This is a genomic window from Amycolatopsis palatopharyngis (assembly GCF_003385185.1).
In the GTDB taxonomy this organism is placed as follows: domain Bacteria; phylum Actinomycetota; class Actinomycetes; order Mycobacteriales; family Pseudonocardiaceae; genus Amycolatopsis; species Amycolatopsis palatopharyngis.
In genome coordinates this window covers 44,428-66,144 of the sequence record NZ_PQHZ01000035.1, presented here as the reverse complement: position 1 = coordinate 66,144, position 21,717 = coordinate 44,428, and the positions used below count along the sequence as shown (strand labels likewise).

At 68.9% G+C, this 21,717-nt stretch carries 20 protein-coding genes and 1 pseudogene; 1 reads left to right on the top strand and 20 read right to left on the bottom strand.

Annotated elements, in window-relative coordinates; translation table 11 throughout:
* Positions 1–383: 383 nt before the first annotated feature.
* The 16 genes and pseudogenes from tyrS to infC all read right to left on the bottom strand — a co-directional run bounded on the left by tyrS (position 384) and on the right by infC (position 17,212).
* The gene (gene tyrS / locus D0C15_RS23665) at positions 384–1,658 is read right to left on the bottom strand and encodes a tyrosine--tRNA ligase (protein ID WP_116049436.1); all 1,275 of its coding nucleotides are present in this window, start codon (positions 1,656–1,658) and stop codon (positions 384–386) included.
* Positions 1,659–1,680: 22 nt separating this feature from the next.
* On the bottom strand, positions 1,681–2,319 hold the full coding sequence (locus D0C15_RS23660; RefSeq protein WP_116049434.1) for a DNA-3-methyladenine glycosylase: 639 nt from the start codon (positions 2,317–2,319) through the stop codon (positions 1,681–1,683).
* A gap of 37 nt (positions 2,320–2,356) precedes the next feature.
* The gene (argH, locus tag D0C15_RS23655) at positions 2,357–3,775 is read right to left on the bottom strand and encodes an argininosuccinate lyase (RefSeq protein ID WP_116049432.1); all 1,419 of its coding nucleotides are present in this window, start codon (positions 3,773–3,775) and stop codon (positions 2,357–2,359) included.
* Between the two features lie 84 nt (positions 3,776–3,859).
* Entirely contained in the window at positions 3,860–5,062 is a 1,203-nt protein-coding gene (locus D0C15_RS23650; RefSeq protein ID WP_116049429.1) for an argininosuccinate synthase, read from the bottom strand.
* The gene (locus D0C15_RS23645; protein ID WP_116049427.1) at positions 5,052–5,591 is read right to left on the bottom strand and encodes an arginine repressor; all 540 of its coding nucleotides are present in this window, start codon (positions 5,589–5,591) and stop codon (positions 5,052–5,054) included. The genes D0C15_RS23650 and D0C15_RS23645 overlap by 11 nt, the downstream gene beginning before the upstream one ends.
* Positions 5,592–5,686: 95 nt before the next feature.
* Positions 5,687–6,604: pseudogene (argF, locus tag D0C15_RS23640) on the bottom strand (ornithine carbamoyltransferase); the annotation flags it as partial.
* 13 nt (positions 6,605–6,617) lie between these two features.
* Complete coding sequence (locus tag D0C15_RS23635; protein ID WP_116049423.1) at positions 6,618–7,805, bottom strand: acetylornithine transaminase; 1,188 nt, start codon at positions 7,803–7,805, stop codon at positions 6,618–6,620.
* Positions 7,802–8,737, bottom strand: a complete 936-nt coding sequence (gene argB, locus D0C15_RS23630; RefSeq protein ID WP_116049421.1) for an acetylglutamate kinase — start codon at positions 8,735–8,737, stop codon at positions 7,802–7,804. Before argB ends, D0C15_RS23635 begins: the two co-directional genes overlap by 4 nt.
* Complete coding sequence (gene argJ, locus D0C15_RS23625; protein WP_116049418.1) at positions 8,734–9,885, bottom strand: bifunctional glutamate N-acetyltransferase/amino-acid acetyltransferase ArgJ; 1,152 nt, start codon at positions 9,883–9,885, stop codon at positions 8,734–8,736. Before argJ ends, argB begins: the two co-directional genes overlap by 4 nt.
* Positions 9,882–10,910: an N-acetyl-gamma-glutamyl-phosphate reductase gene (gene argC / locus D0C15_RS23620; RefSeq protein WP_116049416.1), complete on the bottom strand. Its 1,029-nt coding sequence runs from the start codon at positions 10,908–10,910 to the stop codon at positions 9,882–9,884. The genes argJ and argC overlap by 4 nt, the downstream gene beginning before the upstream one ends.
* A 104-nt stretch (positions 10,911–11,014) precedes the next feature.
* A complete protein-coding gene (pheT, locus tag D0C15_RS23615; RefSeq protein ID WP_116049414.1) occupies positions 11,015–13,609 on the bottom strand; it encodes a phenylalanine--tRNA ligase subunit beta in 2,595 nt (864 codons plus the stop codon).
* Between the two features lie 215 nt (positions 13,610–13,824).
* Positions 13,825–14,892, bottom strand: a complete 1,068-nt coding sequence (pheS, locus tag D0C15_RS23610) for a phenylalanine--tRNA ligase subunit alpha (protein WP_116049412.1) — start codon at positions 14,890–14,892, stop codon at positions 13,825–13,827.
* A gap of 151 nt (positions 14,893–15,043) precedes the next feature.
* A complete protein-coding gene (locus D0C15_RS23605; RefSeq protein ID WP_245976154.1) occupies positions 15,044–15,856 on the bottom strand; it encodes a TrmH family RNA methyltransferase in 813 nt (270 codons plus the stop codon).
* An 8-nt stretch (positions 15,857–15,864) separates the two neighbouring features.
* Positions 15,865–16,236, bottom strand: a complete 372-nt coding sequence (rplT, locus tag D0C15_RS23600) for a 50S ribosomal protein L20 (RefSeq protein ID WP_116049409.1) — start codon at positions 16,234–16,236, stop codon at positions 15,865–15,867.
* Between the two features lie 69 nt (positions 16,237–16,305).
* Entirely contained in the window at positions 16,306–16,500 is a 195-nt protein-coding gene (rpmI, locus tag D0C15_RS23595) for a 50S ribosomal protein L35 (protein WP_091675522.1), read from the bottom strand.
* A 79-nt stretch (positions 16,501–16,579) separates the two neighbouring features.
* Complete coding sequence (gene infC, locus D0C15_RS23590; RefSeq protein WP_116049407.1) at positions 16,580–17,212, bottom strand: translation initiation factor IF-3; 633 nt, start codon at positions 17,210–17,212, stop codon at positions 16,580–16,582.
* A gap of 320 nt (positions 17,213–17,532) precedes the next feature.
* Here infC and D0C15_RS23585 point away from each other — a divergent pair, with 320 nt between their 5' ends.
* Positions 17,533–17,829, top strand: coding sequence for a DUF1844 domain-containing protein (locus D0C15_RS23585; RefSeq protein WP_425455416.1), 297 nt, complete (start codon positions 17,533–17,535; stop codon positions 17,827–17,829).
* 238 nt (positions 17,830–18,067) lie between these two features.
* Here the strand turns inward: D0C15_RS23585 and D0C15_RS23580 are convergent, their stop codons facing one another.
* The 4 genes from D0C15_RS23580 to D0C15_RS23565 form a co-directional block, all read right to left on the bottom strand.
* On the bottom strand, positions 18,068–19,342 hold the full coding sequence (locus D0C15_RS23580; RefSeq protein WP_116049405.1) for a hydroxyacid-oxoacid transhydrogenase: 1,275 nt from the start codon (positions 19,340–19,342) through the stop codon (positions 18,068–18,070).
* Positions 19,343–19,431: 89 nt separating this feature from the next.
* A complete protein-coding gene (locus D0C15_RS23575) occupies positions 19,432–19,815 on the bottom strand; it encodes a RidA family protein (RefSeq protein WP_116049450.1) in 384 nt (127 codons plus the stop codon).
* Positions 19,816–19,838: 23 nt separating this feature from the next.
* Positions 19,839–20,588 carry an IclR family transcriptional regulator gene (locus D0C15_RS23570; RefSeq protein ID WP_116049402.1) on the bottom strand — a complete coding sequence of 250 codons (750 nt, stop codon included), beginning with the start codon at positions 20,586–20,588 and terminating at the stop codon, positions 19,839–19,841.
* Between the two features lie 73 nt (positions 20,589–20,661).
* Complete coding sequence (locus tag D0C15_RS23565; protein WP_116049400.1) at positions 20,662–21,651, bottom strand: sugar kinase; 990 nt, start codon at positions 21,649–21,651, stop codon at positions 20,662–20,664.
* Positions 21,652–21,717: the final 66 nt, after the last annotated feature.

The window sequence follows — 21,717 nt, the reverse complement described above, 5'->3', positions numbered from 1 at the left end:
CAATCACTCAAAGAAACCCACAAAGGGTATTCTCATACATAAGCTCTACTGGCTTAGTTCACTAGCACACTGTTGAGTTCTCAAGCAACACACCACTACGCGAAAAGCTTGTTATTATCCCGAGGCAGCAGCCTACCCTAGTCAAATCTTTCGATTCTTCCGGGGTGACCTAGCGGCCCCGATCAGGAACATCCACTCTACCACACCGTGGGAGCTTGGTTCGTGATCCCCCGCCTGGTAACCCGTCCCGTCGAAGCTCTCTTTCCCGCTCCGCCGACCCGGTCTCCCTGGCGACAAAGAGAAGATTACACGTCGCCGGAACCCTCGAAACAGGGGGGTCCCTTTACGGCGAAACCGCAGGTCATCCCCTGTTCCGGGGCTGTTCACCCGCGCAGGCGCACCCCGGCGGTGTTCCGCTTGCCCCTGCGCACCACGAGCCAACCCTCGTGCAGTGCGTCGTCCTGGCCTGGTCGCCAGTTCTCGTCGGACACCTTCACGTTGTTCACGTAGGCCCCGCCCTCCTTCACCGTGCGGCGGGCCGCCCCCTTGCTGTCCACCAGACCACCGGCGAGCAGGAGGTCGACGATCGTCGGCTCCTCGGCCAGGGTCACCTCGCCGTTGGGCACTTCCGCCATGGCGGCCTTCAGGGTGGCCGGCTCCAGTTCCGCGAGCTCGCCCCTGCCGAACAGGGCCTGGCTGGCCGCGATCACCTGGCGCGTCTGGTCCTCGCCGTGCACCAGATCCGTCAGCTCCTTGGCCAGCGCGCGCTGTGCGAGCCGGGCCGCGGGACGCTCCTGGGTCGCCGTCTCCAGTTCGGTGATCTCGTCACGAGAGAGGAAGGTGAGCAACCGCAGACACTGGCCGACCTCGGCGTCACCAAGATTGAGGAAGTACTGGTACCAGGCGTACGGCGAGGTCAGTTCCGGATCGAGCCAGATGCTGCCGCCCCCGGTGGACTTGCCGATCTTGCGCCCTTCGGAGTCGGTGAGCAGTGGCGCAGTCAGTGCGTGGACGTGCTCACCGTGCACCCGGCGGATCAGATCGACACCGGCCAGGATGTTGCCCCACTGGTCGGAGCCGCCGATCTGCAGCCGGACCCCATAGCGATCGAACAGTTCCCGGTAGTCGTTCGCCTGCAGGAGCATGTAGCTGAACTCGGTGTAGGAGATGCCCTCACCGTCCAGCCTGCGCTTGACAGTCTCCCTCGCGAGCATCGTGTTGACCGAGAAGTGCTTGCCCACATCCCGCAGGAACGTGGTCACCGGCATTCCGCCGAGCCAGTCGAGGTTGTTCACCTCGATCGGCGGGGCCGTCGGATGGTCGAAGTCGACGAACTTGGCCAGCTGCCCGCGCAGCCTGCCTGCCCATTCGCGGACCGTGTCCTCGGAGTGCAGCGATCGCTCGCCCACATCGCGCGGATCCCCGATCAGGCCGGTGCCACCACCCGCCAGCAGGACCGGCCGGTTTCCCGCGTCCTGGAACCGTCGCAGCAGCAACATCTGCACCAGGTGCCCGGCATGCAGGCTGGGCGCCGTGGGGTCGAAACCGGCATACAGGGTGAGTGGCCCCTCGCCGAGATCGCGGCGGAGCGCGTCGAGATCGGTGGACTGCGCGATCAACCCGCGCCAGGACAGCTCGTCAAGGATGTTCTCGCTCACGCCCAGATACTCCCGCAGGAGGTCAGGCGACCGAGTTCCGGGGGCGTACCCGGCCGCCTCTGCGGTAGGCGGACACGGCGGGTGAGCCGTCGATCCAGAACCGCCACGGCACCTCGACGGCGGCGGCGACCCCGACTCTCGGACCGCTGCGGATCCGTTCCGGAGGCAGTGCGGGCGCGGCGAGCAGCCGGACCGGCGACGCGGGGTCGACGAGATCCACCCCGTTGTGCTCGCGGCCGAGACCGAGTGCCGAGGTCAGGACCGCCGGGCCCTTCGCGACCGCGCCCCCGCCTCGCGCTGTGGGACGCCGTGCCCGGACCAGTTCGGCGCCGGAGAGGACTTCCCCGGCGCGCAACAGGACCGCGCCAGGTACCCCGTCGGTCGTGCCGACGACGTTGGCGCAGAAGTGCATGCCGTAAACGAAGTAGACATAGAGATGTCCGGCCGGACCCCACATGACGTCGTTGCGTGGGGTCCGGCCGCGATAGCAGTGTGAGGCCGGGTCGTCCTGCCCGCGGTAGGCCTCGACCTCAGCCAGCCGGATCCGCACCGTGCCCTGTTCGCCGCGCGATTCCAGCACCGACCCGAGCAGCCGGTGCGCCAGGTCGATCGGATCGATCGCCAGTTCGGCCCGGGAGAAGACCCTGTCTTGCTCAGTGATGGCGATCGCTCCTCGAATCTGGCCGGACAGCGACAGATTACCCAGCCGCCCAGGCGCGGTGTTCCGCGAGGCGCTCCACCAGCCGGTCGCGCTGCTCCGCGACGCGCGCCGGCGCGGTACCGCCGTGCGCGTCCCTGGATCCCACGGAGCCGGCCACCGTCAGCACCTCACGCACCTTCGGGGTCAGGGTGGGGTGGATCGCCGCCAGCTCCTCGTCGGTGAGCTGGTCCAGCCCCACCCCGCGGGCCTCGGCGACCCGCACGCTCTCCCCCGCCGCCTCGTGCGCGACCCGGAACGGGACTCCGGCACGCACCAGCCACTCGGCGATGTCGGTGGCCAGGGTGAAGCCGGCTGGCGCCAGCTCGGCGAGCCGGTCGGTGTGGAAGGTCAGCGTGCCGATCATGCCGGCGATCGCGGGGAACAGGAGCTCGAGCTGCTCGACCGAGTCGAAGACCGGCTCCTTGTCCTCCTGCAGGTCCCGGTTGTACGCCAGCGGCTGGGCCTTCAGGGTGGCCAGCAGTCCGGTGAGGTTACCGATCAGCCTGCCGGATTTGCCCCTGGTCAGCTCGGCGACGTCGGGGTTCTTCTTCTGCGGCATGATCGAGCTGCCCGTCGCCCACGCGTCGTCGAGCGTGACATAGCCGAACTCCGCGGTGTTCCAGATGATCACCTCTTCGGCGATGCGCGAGAGGTTCACCCCCAGCATCGCCACGGCGAACGCGAACTCGGCGGCGAAGTCGCGGGAGGCCGTGCCGTCGATGGAGTTCTCCACCGAGGTACCGAATCCCAGTTCGGCGGCCACCGCGCGGGGGTCGAGACCGAGGGAGGATCCCGCCAGCGCGCCCGAACCGTACGGCGACTCGTCGGTTCGGGCGTCCCAGTCCCGCAGCCTGCCGACGTCGCGCAACAACGACTGCGCGTGCGCGAGCAGGTGGTGAGCCAGCAGTACCGGCTGGGCGTGCTGCAGGTGCGTCCGTCCCGGCAGCACCGCGTCCGGATGCCTGCTCGCCTGGGCCACGAGCGCGTCGACGATGTCGAGCACGCCCGCGACCACCCGGCGCGCCGCGTCCCGCAGCCACATGCGGAACAGGGTGGCCACCTGGTCGTTCCGGGACCGGCCCGCCCGCAGCTTGCCGCCGAGCTCGGTGCCCGCCCGCTCCAGCAGCCCCCGCTCGAGTGCGGTGTGCACGTCCTCGTCGGCGACGGTCGGGGTGAACGCGCCCGAGTCGACGTCGGCGGCCAGCTCGTCCAGTGCGGTGAGCATGTCGGTCAGTTCACCTTCACTGAGCAGGCCCGCGGAACGGAGCACCCGGGCGTGTGCCCTGGACCCGGCGATGTCGTAGGGCGCCAGCCGCCAGTCGAAGTGAGTCGACGCGCTCAACGCCGCCATCGCCTCCGCCGGGCCGCTGGAGAACCGCCCGCCCCACAACTGCACCGGCTGCTGCTGTTCTCCCACGGTGTTCTCGTCCCTCCTCGAATGTCCCCAATGCCACATTGGGGAACTTCAACGTCCCCAATGTGGCATTGGGGACATCCTCGGTCAGCTCTTCTGGTCGCGCTTCGCGGCGATCTTGCTCGGCAGGCCCCACAGCTGGACGAAGCCCTTCGCCAGCGACTGGTCGAAGGTGTCGCCCTCGTCGTAGGTGGCCAGGTTGAAGTCGTACAGCGACTGCTCGCTGCGCCTGCCGTTGACCGTCGCCGTACCGCCGTGCAGCACCATCCGGATCTCACCGGAGACGTGCTCCTGCGTCGTGGCGATGAACCCGTCCAGCGCGTCCTTCAGCGGCGAGAACCAGAGGCCGTCGTAGACCAGCTCGCCCCAGCGCTGCTCGACCTGCCGCTTGAACCGGGCCAGATCGCGCTCCAGGGTGACGTTCTCCAGTTCCTGGTGCGCGGTGATCAGCGCGATCGCGCCGGGCGCCTCGTAGACCTCGCGGCTCTTGATCCCGACGAGCCGGTCCTCGACCATGTCGAGCCTGCCGATGCCGTGCGCCCCGGCGCGGCGGTTCAGCTGCTGGATCGCCTCGAGCACCGTGACGGTCTCACCGTCGATGGCCACCGGGACGCCCTTGTCGAAGGTGATCACCAGCTCGTCCGGCGCCTGCCAGTTGACCGTCGGGTCCTCGGTGTAGGAGTACACGTCCTTGGTCGGCGCGTTCCACAGGTCCTCGAGGAACCCGGTCTCCACGGCACGGCCCCACACGTTCTGGTCGACCGAGAAGGGCGACTTCTTGGTCACGTCGATCGGCAGGTTGCGCTCCTCGGCGTAGGCGATCGCCTTCTCCCGGGTCCAGGCGAAGTCCCGGACCGGGGCGATGACCTTCAGGTCGGGCACGAGTGCGCCGAGGCCCACCTCGAACCGCACCTGGTCGTTGCCCTTGCCGGTGCACCCGTGCGCCACGGTGGACGCGCCGTGGTACTTCGCCGCCTCCGCGAGGTGCTTGACGATCACCGGGCGCGACAGCGCCGACACGAGTGGGTAGCGGTCCATGTAGAGCGCGTTCGCCTGCAGTGCGGGCAGGCAGTACTCGTCGGCGAACTCGTCCCGCGCGTCGGCCACGACGGCCTCCACGGCGCCACAGTCCAGTGCACGCTTGCGGATGGTCTCCAGGTCCTCGCCACCCTGGCCCAGGTCGACGGCCACGGCCACGACCTCGGCTCCGGTCTCCTCCGCGATCCACCCGATCCCGACGGAGGTGTCCAGCCCGCCCGAGTAGGCGAGCACAATCCGCTCAGTGTTCATCTTGCTCCTTACTTTCTGCAATGTCTGCTGTAGGGACTTCGGCGTCCTCTGTGGATGACCGCCGCGCCAGCGCGGCGAATCGCTCGGCCAGGTCCTTGCCGGTCAGCGGTTCCCTGGCGATGACCGCGACCGTGTCGTCCCCGGCGATCGAGCCGACGACCTCTTCCAGTGCCGCCCGGTCTATCGCGCTGGCCAGGAACTGCGCCGCACCGGGTGGCGTCCGCAGTACCGTGAGGTTTCCGGCCGCGTCCACCGAGACGAGCAACTCGGCGAGCAACCGGGACAGCCTTGAGGTACCACCCTGCACGCCGCGCACCGGGCTGCCGTCCTCGGGGATGACATAGACCGGGGCCCCGGAATCCGCTCCGCGCAGTTTGACCGCGCCGAGTTCGTCCAGATCCCGCGACAGGGTGGCCTGGGTGACCTCGATCCCATCGGCGGCGAGCAGCCGGGCGAGTTCGGTCTGACTCCGCAGAGCCATTGTGGACACGAGTTCGACGATCCTCGCCTGTCTCGACGTCCTGCTCATCGCCGATCCCCGCCGTCACTTCGCGACCGTGTCGCCTCACTCGCCGGCGGGGCTGCACCGAGCTCGGTGCCGTACCCCTCCGCCGTTCGATGTCCGTTCCGCTCGAACAACCACACCAGCAACGCCTTCTGGGCGTGCAGGCGGTTCTCCGCCTCGTCCCAGACCGCGCTCGCGGGCCCGTCGAGCACCTCGTCGGTGATCTCCCAGCCGCGGTGCGCGGGCAGGCAGTGCAGCACGATCGCGCCGGGGGCGGCGCGTTCGAGCAGTGCGGCGTTCACCTGCAGGGCCTTGAAGGGCCCCACCCGGTCCTTGCCGTCGTTCTCCTGGCCCATGGAGGTCCAGGTATCGGTGACCAGCACATCCGCGCCGTCCACCGCGGCGTGCGGGTCGGTGAAGACCGCCACGCTACCCCCGGTCTCGGTGGCGCGGTGCTTGGCGTCCAGCATCACCTGCTGGTCCGGCTGGAACCCCTCCGGAGCCACCACCCGAACGTGCAAACCCGCCGTGGTGCCACCGAGCAGCAGGGAATGCGCCATGTTGTTGGCACCGTCGCCGAGGTAGACCAGCGTCAGCCCGGCGAGTGTGCCCTTGCGCTCCCGGATGGTCTGCAGATCCGTCAGTACCTGGCACGGGTGGAACTCGTCGGTCAGCGCGTTGATCACCGGAATCCGCGAGACCGAAGCCATCGCGTCCATCCGCTTCTGCGCGAAGGTACGCCACACGACCGCGTCGACATAGCGGGAGAGCACGCGGGAGGTGTCCTCGATCGTCTCCTCCCTGCCCAGTTGCATGGACCGGCCGTCGACGATGATCGGCTGGGCGCCGAGCTGCGAGATGCCCACCTCGAACGAAAGCCGGGTCCGGGTCGAGTTCTTCTCGAAGATCGCGGCGATCGACCGCCCGCGCAGCGGTGCGCTGCCCACTCGGTCCTTCTTGAGTTCGTCGGCGAGATCGAGCACCTCACGCTGCTCGTCGGGGGTCAGGTCGTCATCGCGCAGAAAGTGGCGGGGCATCGCAGAACAGTCCTTATGTGATGGTGGTATCCAGCGCTGCGGGCAGCGCCGAGAGGAATCCGGCGGCCTGCTCGTCACTGAGGATCAGCGGGGGTGCCAGGCGGAGCGTGTCCGGCGCGACGGGGTTGATCAGGTAACCGGCGGCCTGGGCGGCGCTCGCCACGGCGGGCGCGACCGGTTCGCGCAGCGAGATGCCGAGCAGCAGCCCGGTGCCGCGCACTCCGCTGATCAGCGGGTGGGCCAGCTCCTCGATCCCGTTGGCGATGTCCTTGCCGAGCGCGGCGACATGATCGTTGAGGCCGTCGGCGGCGATCGTCCGCAGCACGGCGAGACCGGCGGCGCAGCAGACGGGGTTGCCGCCGAACGTGGTGCCGTGCTGGCCCGGCCGGAGCAGATCGCCCGCCGCACCCACGCCGATCACCGCACCGAGCGGCAGGCCGCCGCCGAGCCCCTTGGCGAGGGTGATCACGTCTGGGGTGATCCCGGCCCGCTGGAAGGCGAACCAGGCCCCGGTCCTGCCGATGCCGGTCTGTACCTCGTCCAGCACGAGCAGCGTTCCGGTCGTTCGGGTGATCTCCCGCGCGGCATGCAGGTACCCGTCCGGTGCGGGTACGACGCCGCCCTCGCCGAGTACCGGCTCCAGAACGACCGCGGCTGTTTCGCTGTCCACGACCGACTCCAGCGCGGCGATGTCACCGAAGGGCACGTGGGTCACACCGGGAACCAGTGGTGCGAAGGCCTCCTTCTTCGACGACTGGCCGGTGAGCGACAACGCACCCATGGTCCGGCCGTGGAACGCGCCCTCACAGGCCACGATCTTGGTCCGGCCGGTCAGTCTGCTGATCTTGAGCGCGGCCTCGTTCGCCTCGGCCCCGGAGTTGACGAAGAGGACCTTGCCGCTCACCCCGGCCACGTCGAGCAGTGTCTCGGCCAGCTCGAGCGCGACCGGGTTGACGTAGAGGTTCGACGTGTGGGCGAGTGTGCCGATCTGCTCGGTGACCGCTGCGACGACCGCGGGGTGTCCGTGGCCGAGTGCGTTGACCGCGATTCCGCTGACCAGGTCGAGGTATTCGGTGCCGTCGGCATCCCAGACGCGCGCACCCTCGCCGCGCACCAACGTGAGCTGTGGCGTGCCGTAGTTGTCCATCAGGGCCGACCGCCACTGCCGCTGACCGTCCTGATTGGAGGTGACGTCCTTCATGCCTGCCCCTGCCCTGCCGCGCTCTCGTCGGGAAGAACCATCGTGCCGATGCCCTGCGAGGTGAAGACCTCCAGCAACACCGAGTGCGCCAGCCTGCCGTCGATCACGTGTGCCCTGCGGACACCGCCGCGGATCGCGCGGACGCAGGCCTCCATTTTCGGAATCATGCCGCTGGCCAGTTCGGGAAGCAGCTGCTCGAGGCGATCGACCCTGATCCGGTCCACCAATGACGAGCGGTCCGGCCAGTTGGCGTAGAGCCCCTCGACGTCGGTGAGCACCACCAGCTTCTCCGCCCCCAGCGCGGCGGCCAGAGCACCCGCCGCCGTATCGGCGTTCACGTTGTGCACGACGCCGTCCTCGTCCGGGGCGACCGTGGACACCACCGGGATACGGCCCGCGTTGACGATGTCCAGCACGGCTTCCGGGTTCACCCCGGCAACCTCGCCGACGAGTCCGATATCGACGGCTTCGCCGTCCACTGTGGCCTGTTTGCGCTGGGCGGTGAACAGCCTCGCGTCCTCGCCAGAGATGCCGACCGCATATGGCCCGTGCGCGTTGATGAGCCCGACCAGCTCCCTGCTGACCTGACCGACGAGCACCATCCGGACGATGTCCATGGTCTCCGGCGTGGTCACCCGGAGACCGCCACGGAACTCACCCTCGATACCGAGCCGGTCCAGCATGGAGGTGATCTGCGGCCCCCCGCCGTGCACGACCACCGGCCGCAGGCCCGCCAGCCGCAGGAACACCATGTCCTGCGCGAAGGCCTGCTTGAGCGTGTCGTCGATCATCGCGTTGCCGCCGTACTTGACGACGACGGTGGCGCCGTGGAAGCGCTGCAACCAGGGCAGCGCCTCGACGAGCACGCCGGCCTTCTCCGCCGCGGTGGCCAGCCGTTCGGCGGGCGGGATCGTCGCTTCGGGAGGTGTCATGTCGAATACACCGAGTTCTCGTGCACATAGGCGTGGGTGAGATCGTTGGTCCAGATCGTGGCGGTGTGCTCGCCGGACTTGAGATCCACGACCACCTCCACATCCCGCGGCGTCAGGTCCACTGCGGACGAGGGTTCGCCTGGCTGACCGTCGCGGCATACCCATACGCCGTTGAACGCCACGTCCAGCCGCATCGGGTCGAACTCGGCGCGGGTGGTGCCCGCAGCGGCCAGTATCCGGCCCCAGTTCGGGTCCTTGCCGAACACCGCGCACTTGAACAGGTTGCTCCTGGCGATCGCCCTGCCGACTTCGACGGCGTCGTCCTCGGAGACCGCGCCGCGTACCTCGATGGCGATGTCGTGCTCGGCGCCCTCGGCGTCGGCGAGCAACTGCTGGGCCAGGTCGCGGCACACGGCCTGCACAGCGGCGGCGAACTCGTCGGCGGCGGGAACCGCGCCCGAGGCGCCGTTGCACAGCAGCAACACCGTGTCGTTGGTCGACATGCACCCATCGGAGTCCAGCCGATCGAAAGTGGTCCGCGTCGCGGCCCGCAGCGCGCGGTCGGCGGTGGCGGCATCGACCTCGGCATCGGTGGTGAGCACGACCAGCATCGTCGCCAGCGCGGGCGCGAGCATTCCCGCGCCCTTGGCGATACCGCCGACTGTCCAGCCTTCGCCATGCTCCACAGCCTGTTTACTGTGGGTGTCGGTGGTCATGATCGCCTCGGCGGCGTCGCCACCACCGTCCGCGGAGAGGGCGGTCACCGCCTTGGCGATTCCGGCGGTCAGCGCATCGCTCTGCAACTGCTCGCCGATGAGGCCCGTGGAGCAGACCGCGACATCGATCGCCCCGAGGCCGAGTGCGTCGGCGACCTGTTCGGCAGCCGCGTGCGTGACCTGGAATCCCTGGGGGCCGGTGTAGCAGTTGGCGCCACCGGAGTTGAGGACGATGGCACGGGCGCGACCGTCGGCCAGCGCCTGTTCGCTCCACAGCACCGGATTGGCCTTGCAACGGTTGGCGGTGAACACCGCTGCGGCGACGTCGGCAGGTCCGTCGTTGACCACGAGGGCGACGTCGAGTTGGCCGCCTGCCTTCAGCCCGGCGGCCACACCGGAGGCGCGGAAGCCACGAGGTTCGGTGATGCTCACGGTGCGACCCCCACGGTGGACAGGCCCGTTGTCTCGGCGAACCCGAGCGCCAGGTTCATCGACTGCACGGCACCACCCGCTGTGCCCTTGGTGAGGTTGTCGATGGCGGCCACGGCGACCAGCCGCCCCGCGTCCGCATCGATCCCCACCTGGAGCAGAACCGCGTTGGAACCGACGGTTGCCGCGGTCGCGGGCCACTCGCCCTCGGGCAGCAGGTGGACGAACGGCTCGTCCGCGTAGGCCTTGTCGTAGGCGGCGCGCACGGCATGCTCATCCACGCCGTCGGCGAGCCGGGCGCTGGCTGTGGTCAGAATCCCGCGTGGCATCGGGGCGAGAACCGGGGTGAAGGAGACGGTCACCGGGGCGCCGGCCACGGCACCGAGGTTCTGCGCGAACTCCGGAGTGTGCCGGTGCGCGCCTGCCACGCCGTAGGCCCGTGCCGATCCCATGACCTCGGAGCCGAGCAGGTTGGTCTTCAGGCTGCGTCCCGCGCCGGAACTACCGGTGACCGAGACGATGCTGACCTCCGGCTCCACCAAGCCGCCGGCGAGTGCGGGTGCCAGTGCGAGGGTGCCGCCGGTGGGGAAACAGCCGGGCACCGCGATCCGGTTGGCCCCGCGCAACCGCTCACGCGCCCCCGGCAGTTCGGGCAGCCCATACGGCCAGGAACCCGCGTGTTCGCCGCCGTACCAGCGAGCCCAGTCGGCGGACCCGGTCAGCCGATGGTCCGCTCCGAGGTCGACGACGAGCACGTCCGGGCCGAGCTGTGCGGCGATCTCCGCGGAGTGCCCATGTGGCAAGGCCAGGAAGACCACGTCGTGACCGGCCAGGGTCTGCGCGTTGGTGTCGAGCAGTACGCGATCGGCCAGCGGAACAAGCTGCGGCTGGTGCTCCCCCAGCCGGCTGCCCGCACTACTCGCCGCGGTCAGTGCGCCGATCTCCACCTCGGGGTGGGTCAGCAGCAACCGCAGCAGTTCACCACCCGCGTATCCGCTCGCGCCGGACACGGCTACCGATACCGTCATGCGAATGATTATGCATCCGTACGCAAGCTTAATCAAATGGAAAGCAGAGCGCCCCCGGGTGACTCTCGTCATCCGGGGGCGCTGATCGCTGCCACGTCGGCCGGTCAGCTCCGCAATTCGGCTCCGAATCGTTCCGCCGCCGCGGCCACCGCGGCGTCGCGGGCTTCGGTGGCCTCCTCGACGGTCAGCGTCCGCTCCGGAGCCCGGAAGCGCAGCTTGTACGCAAGCGAACGCTTGCCCTCGCCCACCTGGTCGCCGCTATAGTCGTCGAACAGTGTGACGTCCTCGATCAGTTCACCCGCCCCGCGCCGCAGCGCCGCGGCCAGCTCGGCCGAGGGCACGCCGGCTTCGACGACGAGAGCGACGTCGAGCAACACCGGAGGGTAGGTCGAGATCGACGGTGCCGGGCGGTCCTCCGGCAGCGGGATGGCGTCGAGATCGAGCTCCATGGCCACGGTCCTGGCGGGCAGCCCGAGCGCTTCGACGACCTTCGGGTGCAACTCCCCCGCGTGCCCCACCGGCCAGTCGCCGACCAGCAGTTCGGCGCAACGTCCGGGATGCCACGGAAGCAGGTCCCCCGCCCGCACTCGAAGCGGAACACCTGCCGCCTCACCGACCATCCGGGCGGCCTGAACAGCGTCCGCCCAGCCGGCCTGCTCGCCGGGACCCCACCAGCCGGACCTCGACCGCTGGCCGGTCAGCACGGCCGCCACATGCAACGGCTGCGCCGGAACCGAGGCCTCCAGTGCGGCGAGTTCGTCCTCGGTCGGCCGCCGGTCCACCCCGAGATCGGGCACCGGAACGCGCTTCGCGCCCGGCAGCACGACCTGGCCCATGTGAAAGAGCGCGAGATCACGGAAACCGCGAGAAGCGTTGCGCTGCAACGACTCCAGCAACCCCGGCAACAGCGAGGTGGCTAGTTGATTCCTGTCCGACTCGAGCGGGTTCAGCAACGTCAGCCCGCGCCGCCGGACGTCGTCCTCCGGCAGGCCGAAGGCGTCCCATGTGGACGGCGTCACGAACGGGAAGGGCAGTACTTCCACGTAGCCGGACTCGGCGAGCGCCCTGGAGACCGTCCTGCGCCTGCGCTGCTTCTCGGTGAGGCCGCGACCAGCGGGCGCGGAGGGCACGATCGAGGGGATGCTGTCGTAACCCTCGAGCCGCAGCACCTCCTCCACCAGGTCCGCCTGCTGGACCAGGTCGTCGCGCCAGCTCGGTGGCACGGCGGTGACCAGCGCGGTGCCGTCGTCGCCGGTGCCCACGGTGATCTTGCAGCCGATCTGGCTCAGCCTGCGCGCGGTCACCCCGCGCTCGTAGCGCACCCCTGCCACCTGGTCCGGCAGGCTGATCGGCATCGTGACCGCGGGCTGCGCCTGAACCTCACCCACATCCGTGCGGCCCGGCTGGATGCTGCCGTCGCCGTACTGACGCAGCAGGCGCGCGGCAAGCTCTACCGCCGAGGCGCACAGCTGCGGATCGGTGAACCGCTCGAACCGTTTCGCCGCCTCGGAGAACAACCGGTGCCTGCGAGCGGTCCTGCTGATCGATGATGGATCCCAATGCGCCGCCTCGAGCAGCACGTCGGTGCTCTCGGTGGAGATCTCGGTTCCCGCACCGCCCATGGTGCCGGCCAGCGAGGCGACCCCACTGTCGTCGGCGATGACCACGTCGTCCGGGTCGAGCTCCCGCACGACATCGTCCAGAGTGGTCAGTTTCTCGCCGGGCTTGGCCCTGCGCACGACCAGGTCACCCCGCACCGAACCGGTGTCCCATGCGTGCAGCGGGTGCCCAAGCTCGAGCATCACGTAGTTGGTGACGTCCACCGCGAGGGAGATCGACCGGATACCGGCGAGCAACAGCCGCCGCTGCATCCACCACGGCGTCGGCGCACCGGCGTCCAGGCCGGTGACCCGCCGCACCACGAACCGGCTGCATCCGGAAGGGTCCTCGATCCGGACCGGCCACGCGTCGCCCTCGGCCTCCGGGATCTCGATGGCCTTGCCGTCGGCGGGGTCGCCGAACGGCACGTCCAGCGCACACGCCAGTTCCCTGGCCAAGCCGCGGATGGACAGCGCGTAACCGCGGTCCGGCGTCGGCACCAGCTCGAGCACGGTGTCGTCGAGCCCGAGCACCTCGCGGCCGTCGTCACCAGGGCTCGCGGCGCCGGTCGGCAGCACGAGGATGCCCGCGTGGTCCTCACCGAGCCCGAGCTCCTTCGCCGAGCAGATCATTCCTTCACTGATCCGGCCGTAGGTCTTGCGCGCGGCGATCGCGAATCCACCGGGCAGCACGGCTCCGGGCAGCGCGACGACGACGAGGTCGCCCTCGGTGAAGTTGCTGGCACCACAGACAATGCCCTGGGTGGGCGGGCCCGGTGCCGTCACATCCTCGTCACCGTCCGAGTCGGCCGGATCGTCCACCGACACGGCGGGCTCGGCGGCCTCGCCTGCCTCGCCGGGTTCGTCCGACTCCGGCACATCTCCGACCTCGACCCGGCAGTACCGGATCGGCTTCTTGAACTCGGTCAGCTCCTCGATCTCGACGACCCTGCCGACCACCAGCGGTCCGGTGACCTCACCGAGCGGATGGACGCCGTCGACCTCGATGCCGATGCGCACGAAGGCATCGGCCAACTGCTGGGGCGCCACCGGTTCGCTCAGACCGAGATGCTCGGTCAGCCAGCTGGCGGGGACTCGCACTACGCCTCCTTATTTCGCGGGACACCCGCACCCGGTCGGCCTGACCGAGCAGCTTCGCAATGGTCGCTCACTCAGGCCTCCGTAATCTGCGGGACACCCGCACCCGGTCGGCCTGACCAAGCAGCTTCGCAATGATCGCTCACTCAGGCCTCCGTAATCTGCGGGACACCCGCACCCGGTCGGCCTGACCAAGCAGCTTCGCAATGGTCGCTCACTCAGGCCTCCGTTCCGAAGGGGAGGGTGAAACGGATGTCGCCCTCCACCATGTCGCGCATGTCGGGGATGCCGTTGCGGAACTGCAGCGTGCGCTCGAGGCCCATGCCGAACGCGAATCCCGAGTAGACGGCCGGATCGACACCGCAGGCCCGCAGGACGTTGGGGTTCACCATCCCGCAACCACCCCACTCGACCCAGCCGGGTCCGCCCTTCTTCTCCGGGAACCACACGTCGACCTCAGCGGAGGGCTCGGTGAATGGGAAGAAGTGCGGCCGGAAGCGGGTACCGGAGCCCTCGCCGAACATCGCCTTGGCGAAGGTGTCCAGCGTGCCCTTCAGGTGCGCCATGGTCAGGCCCTTGTCCACCGCGAGCCCCTCGACCTGGTGGAACACCGGGGTGTGGGTCGAGTCCAGCTCGTCGGTACGGAAGGTACGGCCCGGCACGACGACATAGACCGGAAGCTCGCGCTCGAGCAACGTCCGCGCCTGCACCGGAGAGGTGTGCGTCCGCAACACAAGTCCGGAATCCTCGGGCGCGACGTAGAAGGTGTCCTGCATCTGCCGGGCGGGATGGTCCTTGCCGAAGTTCAGCGCGTCGAAGTTGAACCACTCAGCCTCGACCTCGGGCCCTTCGGCGACCTCGTATCCCATCGCCACGAAGGCATCGGCGACCCGCTCGGAGATGGTGGTGATGGGGTGGCGAGCCCCTCGGGGAACGCGGTCCCACGGCAACGTGACGTCGACGGCCTCTTCGCGCAGTACGTGCTCGTCCCGCTCGGCCTGCAGTACGACGCGGCGCTCGTCGAACGCGGACTGGATCGCCTGCCGCGCCTCGTTGACGCGCTTTCCCGCCTCGGCCTTCTCGGACTTGGGCAGCCCGCCGATCTCCCTGCGTGCCAGCAGCAGCGGGGAGTTGTCGCCGAGATGGGCTGGTTTGATCGCGGCGAGTGCGTCCAGGTCCGGCGCCGAGGCGAACTCCTCGGTAGCCGACTTGACGGCCGCCTGCAGGGTTTCCGGCGCGAGAACGTCGGCCGAACTCGGCTCTTGTTTGTCGTTGACTCCGGACATAACTCCTCGGCGTCCGCTGTGACAGGGGCTCGCGTGCACGGCTGCGGGACAGACAGGTGTGCACGCACGGAGCGATTACCCTGCGATTCTAAGTGATCGGGATCGGGACACGGCCGGAGCCCTCGGCTGCCTGAGCGCTCCCGGCCCCCGCTCACCCGGTGGTGGGACAGCGGCGGGCCATCGCGCTGGCGTAGAGACACACAGCGGCCGCCGTGGCGAGGTTGAGACTTTCCGCGCGGCCGTACAACGGCACTCGCAGCGTCCGGTCTGCCGAATCGAGCACCTCCGAGGGCAGCCCGTGCGCCTCGTTGCCCAGCAGCCACGCGGTCGGTTCGGTGAGCCCTTCGGCTGCTTCCAGGCTGACGTCCGCACTGCCGTCGGCGGCCACCGTTCGCAGCCCGGCACGACCACAGGCCGCCAGCACCGCACTCACGTCCCGGCTGCGGGCCACCGGAAGGTGGAACACACTGCCGGTGGAGGCGCGTACGCACTTGCCGTTGTGCACGTCCACTGCGTCTCCCGCAAGGACGACGGCGTCCGCACCGGCGGCGTCGGCCACTCGGATCACGGTGCCCGCGTTACCTGGATCGGCCACACCGACGAGCACGGCCACCAGCGCGGGGGTTCCCGCCAGCGCCTGTTCCAGCGGGACGTCCACGGTGTCGCAGACGGCGACGAGCCCCTGCGGGGTCACCGTCTCCGACAGCAGCTCAGCGGCCCGCCGGTCGATCATCGACACCCGCACGCGGCCGTCAGCCAGCGCCAGCACCTCGGCGTTGCGCTCCGCGGCGGCCTCCGTCACGAACACCTCGTGCACGATGCCGTGACTCAGCGCCTCACGGACCGCCTGCGCCCCCTCGGCGAGAAAGCGTTCCGCCGCCTCACGGCCGGACCGGGTGGTGAGTTTCCGGGCAGCAACAACCCGGGGCGTCTTGTGTGAGAACACCCCGGGCTGCTGGTTCACCGCGAAGTTCAGGCTGTCTTCTGCGCGGGCACGTGCTGCTTGGCGAGCTCGGCCAACGCCGTGAAGGCGGCGGCGTCGTTCACCGCGAGGTCCGCGAGGATCTTGCGGTCGACCTCGACACCAGCGGCGCGCAGGCCCTGAATGAACCGGTTGTAGGTCACGCCGTTCTGCCGGGCCGCCGCGTTGATGCGGGTGATCCACAGCTGGCGGAAGTCACCCTTGCGGGCACGACGGTCCCGGTAGGCGTAGTTGAGTGAGTGGAGCGTCTGCTCCTTGGCCTTGCGGTACAACCGCGAACGCTGACCGCGGTATCCGCTGGCCAGTTCGAGAGTTGCGCGACGCTTCTTCTGGGCGTTCACCGCCCGCTTGACGCGTGCCACGGGTCCATCCTGTCGATCAGGGGGCGCGATCGAGCGCCCCGGGTTGGTTTAGAGCAAGTCCTGGAGTGGTCAGCGGCCGAGAAGGCGCTTCAACCGAGGCACGTCCTGAGCGGCGACCTCGGTGGTGCCCTCCAGCCGGCGGGCGAGCTTGCTGGACTTCTTCTCCATCAGGTGGCGACGACCGGCCTTCTGACGGCGGAGCTTGCCACTACCGGTGATCCGGACGCGCTTGGCGGTCCCGCTGTGGGTCTTCATCTTGGGCATTAGTAGTCCTCTGCGTTTCTCATGCGGCAGCACACCGGAATCCGGTGTGCTGCTGACTGTGCTGGCCCGCCTCGGCCGGTCAGGATTCCGCTGTCTCGGATTCCCGCGCCGCCTTCGGCTTGGCCTTCACGTTCTTGTACGGCGCCAAGACCATGATCATGTTCCGGCCGTCCTGCTTCGGGTTGGACTCCACAAAGCCCAGCTCTTCGACGTCGTCGGCGAGCTTCTGCAGCAGGCGGAAACCGAGCTCCGGCCTGGACTGCTCCCGGCCACGGAACATGATGGTCACCTTGACCTTGTTGCCGGCCGCGAGGAAGCGGGACACGTGGCCCTTCTTCGTCTCGTAGTCGTGCTGGTCGATCTTGGGCCGCAGCTTCTGCTCTTTGATGACCGTCAGCTGCTGGTTACGGCGTGACTCGCGGGCCTTCTGCGCGCTCTCGTACTTGAACTTGCCGAAGTCCATGAGCTTGCACACCGGCGGTCGCGCCTGCGGAGCGACCTCGACGAGGTCGAGATCCGACTCCTGAGCGAGCCGCAGCGCATCCTCGATCCGGACGATGCCGACCTGTTCACCATTGGGTCCGACAAGCCGGACCTCCGGCACCCGGATGCGGTCGTTGATGCGTGTCTCGGAGCTGATGGGGCCTCCTTGGTCCGAAGAATAGTTACTATCGTTCTCGACCTGGTGCCCACATACCTCAGGCCCCGTCACCGTATGGTGCGCGGGGCCCGCATTCCGATCGACGCCCGATCAAAAGATCGGGCGAGACGCGAAGGCCACCACCGGAAATCCGGCGATCACTCTTCGCGTGACCGGACCCGGCCGCCTGGAGAACAGCGGCGACGCGGGTGGGAGCGGGGCTCCACTTGCGGCCCCCGATCGCTCGGGGGCTGGTCGCACGTGGAAGGGTACCAGACGTGGTAAACAGCGCTGACAATGAGGACATTTATTCCCGTCCGCACGTCCATGAGTCGCCTGATGCGGGGGCGGCGCAAGCCGGGCGTTCGCCGGACGACAGGGGCCTCGAGGACATTCCCAGCGTCGAGGTGATCAGCAGGGCTGCCGTGATGCTGATGTCGGCCGCCGCCGAGCGGCTCGGGCTGTCCGACGACGACCCCGACAACAGTCCGCACCGCGACCTGGACGAGGCACGGCGCCTGATCACCGCGCTCGCCGGGCTGGTCACATCCTCCGTCCAGTACCTCGGCATGCACGCCGCCCCCCTGCGCGACGGACTCAAGTCCCTGCAGCAGGCGTTCCGGGAAGCCTCCGCCGTACCTGACGCCCCTGGTCAGGGCCCCGGCGAGAAGTACACCGGCCCCGTCTGACCCTGCCACCAACGCTCGCACTTTCCCGGGAAAGCGCGAAACCAGAACACCCAACACCCTGGTCAGCGGCCCTACCCCCACCGCACTTTCCCGGGAAAGCGCGAGACCGCAACACCCAACACCCAGGTCAAGGGCCTGACCCATGCGCGCTTTCCCGGGAAAGTGCGAGGCCGGGGCACCCAACTGCCTGGTCAGGGGCCTGACCCTTCCGCGCTTTTCCGGGAAAGTGCGGTTTGGGTCACCAGTTGGTCATTGACGTGCGGAAGATGGACGACAGGTCCTGGTCGGTGACCGGACGCGGGCAGACGCCGAGCAGCCGCTGCTGCTTCATCGCGCCGGCCACGAGGCCGTCGACGTCGGCCTTGTCGTAGCCGACCTCCGCCAGCCCGCTGGGGATGCCGATGTCACGCATCAACGACGCCAGCACCGCGGGCAACTGATCACGAGGATCGTCCTGGCGGGGTGCGTCCGGCGCGAGCAGCTCCGCTGCCCGCAGGTGCCGCGCGGGATCCGTGGGAAAGGTGAAGCGGAAGGCGGCGGGTGCGGTCAGCGACACCGACTGGCCGTGCGGCACCAGAGGCCCTGGCGGGTAGCCCTCCGGTTCGTAGTCCCGGACCATCCCGGCGATCGGGTAGCCACAGGCATGCGGAATGTGCACGCCAGCGTTGCCGAAGCCCATACCCGCGAAGGTCGCGGCGAGCATCATCTCGGTCCGCGCCTCCAGGTTTCCTCCGGTCAGCACGGCCGCGCGAAACGATCGCCCGAGCAGGCGCATCGACTGCTCGGCCCACACGTCGGAGATCGGGTTCGACCCGCAGTAGGCCACCCTCGTCTCCGGGGTGTGCCGAGCGAACGCGTGGTACGGCTTTGCCGTGTACGACTCGAGGGCGTGACAGAGGACGTCCATCCCGCTCGCGGCGGTCACCGCGGCGGGGAGGGTCAGCGTGAGCAGCGGGTCGACCACCGCGAGAGTCGGCCGCAGCCTTGGGTGACTGATCCCGGTCTTGACCTTCAGGTCCAGCAGGTCGAGAACACACACCGGGGTGCTCTCCGCCCCGGTTCCCGCGGTGGTCGGCACCGCGACCAGCGGCTTGAGCGGACCGGGCGGCGCCTTGCCCTCGCCGATCGGCTTGTTCAGATAGTCGTTCAGTTCACCGGGATAGGTGGTGAGCAGGTTGACGGCCTTGGCGGTGTCGATCGCGGAACCGCCGCCGACCGCGATGAATCCGTCCCACTGCGAGCCGCGGGCGAACTCCACGGCCGCGGCCAGGCTGGTGTCGGTCGGCTCGACATGCACCCCGTCGTAGATCTCGACCGTCAGTCCGGCCACCTTGGCCGCGTCCGCGATCCGCTGCGGGATGCCGGTGGCCACGAGGCCGGGGTCGGTCACGATCAACACTCGCGCCGCACCCTGCTGAGCCAGATCGTGGCCGATCTCGTCGACGGCTCCCGCGCCGAACTTCAGCGGCACGCCGCCCCAGGTGAAGACCGTCTCGTTCAGGTACTCCGTCAAGTCCCGCCTCCACCTTGCATCCGTTGAGGAATCAACCGACGTTGACACGGCGGCGCGAGCCCGTCAACGGGCTCAGTGCCCAAACGCGCTCAGGAATCCAGCACGGCGAGGGCGTCGATCTCGACCAGCAGCCCGGCGGGCAGGCCCACGTACACGGTGGTCCGTGCCGCGAACGGCTCGCGGACGAGCGCGTTGTAGGTCTCGTTGAACTCGGCGAAGTGCGCGGTGTCGGTCAGGTAGACGCGCATCATCACGACGTCGTCGAGGCTCGCGCCTGCCCCGTCGAGCACGGCCTCGAGGTTGCGGACCGTCTGCCGCGCCTGCTCGGCCACGGTCGTGCCCACGACCTCACCTGTCTTCGGATCGATGCTCACCTGCCCGGCGACCTGCAGAATGTTGCCCTTGCGTGCCGCCTGTGCGTAGGCGGCCACCGGCGCGGGCGCGTTCTCCGTACTGATCGTGACCTTCGTCATCAAGTTCCCTTTCCTGTCGTTGCTCACTGCCCCTTGCTCCATCCACTGAGGAGCGAGGCCGATTCGGCGGCGGCGAGAAGCTCGGGCACCAGTGCCATCAGGCCCTCGTAGTCGAGCAGTACCCGAGGGACCGACAGCGAGACCGCCGCCAGCGTTGTTCCGCCCTGCCCTCGGATCGGCGCGGCGACGCAGTGGATGAAGTCCTCGTGCTCGGCGTTGTCCACCGCGTACCCCCGCTCGGCCACGACGGCGAGTTCGGTGAGGTACTCCTGCGCGCTGCCGATGGTGTTCGCCGTCATCCGTGGATAGTCGATCCCGGCTGCGACGTCGCCCCTTCGCTGCTCGGGCAACGCGGCGACCAGCACCTTGCCCACCGCCGTACAGTGCAGCGCGGCTCGCTTACCGACCCTGGAGTACATCCGGACCGAGTGCCTGCCCTCGAACTTGTCGATGTAGACGACCTCGCCGTCCTCGTAACTGGCCAGGTGCACGGTGTGGCCGGTGCGCTCGTTGAGTTCGGCCAGCGCGGGTTCGGCGCTGCGTCGTACGTCGCGCTGCTCGAGTGCCTGGTTGGCGAGATCGAACAGCGCGCTGCCCAGCCGGTAGTGGCGCGGCCCCTCCCGATGGACGAAATGGTGCGCCTCCAGCGTGCGCAGCAACCGCAACACGGTCGACTTGTGGACGCCGACCTCCTCGGCCAGCTCGTCGAGTGTGCGCGCGTCCCTCGCGAGACCACCCAGCAGACTCAACGCCCGATCCAGACTCTGGCTCATGCCACCCGCCTCAAACGCCGGCGGGCTCCACATCGCTCACAACCACACCCGGCATGGTCACGGTGCCGGTACCTCATGCGTCCTCCCTGGCCACGCTCCGCATGGCGCTTTCGCCAAGGCGGTTCCTCCGCTGGACGGCACGGGCGGTCAGTTCGGCCGCCGCCCATACGCTCTCGTCGGCCTCCAGCAGCTCGCCGACAACGCCGGGCGGCAATGGCAGGCCCACATCATCCTGGGTCAGCAGTGTCGACGCCGCCTGCAGGTGCCCCTGCCGCAGCCGCAGTCGTGGCGCGGTTCCACGCAGGGTCGCCGCGAGAAACCCCGCCGCGAAGGCGTCTCCCGCCCCCACCGGCTCCACGACCCGCACTCGTAGCGCGGGCTCGAACACCGCGTCCCGGTCCCGTTCGAGCAGCGTCGCCCCGCGTTCGCCGTGTTTGACCACCAGCGTGGCCGGCTGCGGGACCAGGGCCCGCAACGCATGTGCGTCACCCGTTCCCCACACCACCTCGGCCTCGTCGTCACCAACCAGCACGATGTCGGCGAGGTTCGCGGGCTCGGCGAGCAGGGCACCGTCCCCGCCGGGCCACAACGCGGGACGCCAGTTGACGTCGAAGGAAACCAATCTGCCCTCACGGGGAGCGGTCAGCACCGCCCGCACCAGCTCGGCGCAGCTCGGCGAGAGCGCGGGCGTGATGCCGCTGAGGTGAATCAGCCGTACACCTCCCAGATCCAGTTCGGCCAGCAGGCCGGGCCCCATGCCTGACGCCGCCGATCCCGCCCGGTAGTACCGCACAGGGCCACCGCGCGCGCCCGGCTCTTTGAAGTACACGCCGGTAGGCCTTTCGGGGTCCACATAGGTCGCTGTGACGTCGACGCCAGAGGCGGCGATCTCCTCGACCAGCGCACGGCCGAACGGATCGGCCCCGACGGCGCTCACCCAGGCACTGGATGTACCGAGCGCGGCAAGATGACAGGCCACATTGGACTCCGCGCCACCGATGGTCCGGTTCCAGGTCCGCACGGTGTGCGCGGGACCCGATTCCAACGGCACGAACACCGCCATGGACTCCCCAAGGCACAGCACCTCGGGAGCAGGAGCACCGCCAGCCACTGACACCCTCCAGATTCG

What these genes read in the sequence shown, in the direction of transcription:
- D0C15_RS23650 (WP_116049429.1), bottom strand. Translation starts at nt 5,062, where the DNA reads ATGAACACTGAGCGGATTGTGCTCGCCTACTCGGGCGGGCTGGACACC.
- D0C15_RS23645 (WP_116049427.1), bottom strand. Translation starts at nt 5,591, where the DNA reads ATGAGCAGGACGTCGAGACAGGCGAGGATCGTCGAACTCGTGTCCACA.
- D0C15_RS23635 (WP_116049423.1), bottom strand. Translation starts at nt 7,805, where the DNA reads ATGAAGGACGTCACCTCCAATCAGGACGGTCAGCGGCAGTGGCGGTCG.
- argB (WP_116049421.1), bottom strand. Translation starts at nt 8,737, where the DNA reads ATGACACCTCCCGAAGCGACGATCCCGCCCGCCGAACGGCTGGCCACC.
- argC (WP_116049416.1), bottom strand. Translation starts at nt 10,910, where the DNA reads ATGACGGTATCGGTAGCCGTGTCCGGCGCGAGCGGATACGCGGGTGGT.
- pheS (WP_116049412.1), bottom strand. Translation starts at nt 14,892, where the DNA reads ATGTCCGGAGTCAACGACAAACAAGAGCCGAGTTCGGCCGACGTTCTC.
- rpmI (WP_091675522.1), bottom strand. Translation starts at nt 16,500, where the DNA reads ATGCCCAAGATGAAGACCCACAGCGGGACCGCCAAGCGCGTCCGGATC.
- D0C15_RS23575 (WP_116049450.1), bottom strand. Translation starts at nt 19,815, where the DNA reads ATGACGAAGGTCACGATCAGTACGGAGAACGCGCCCGCGCCGGTGGCC.
- D0C15_RS23570 (WP_116049402.1), bottom strand. Translation starts at nt 20,588, where the DNA reads ATGAGCCAGAGTCTGGATCGGGCGTTGAGTCTGCTGGGTGGTCTCGCG.
- D0C15_RS23565 (WP_116049400.1), bottom strand. Translation starts at nt 21,651, where the DNA reads ATGGCGGTGTTCGTGCCGTTGGAATCGGGTCCCGCGCACACCGTGCGG.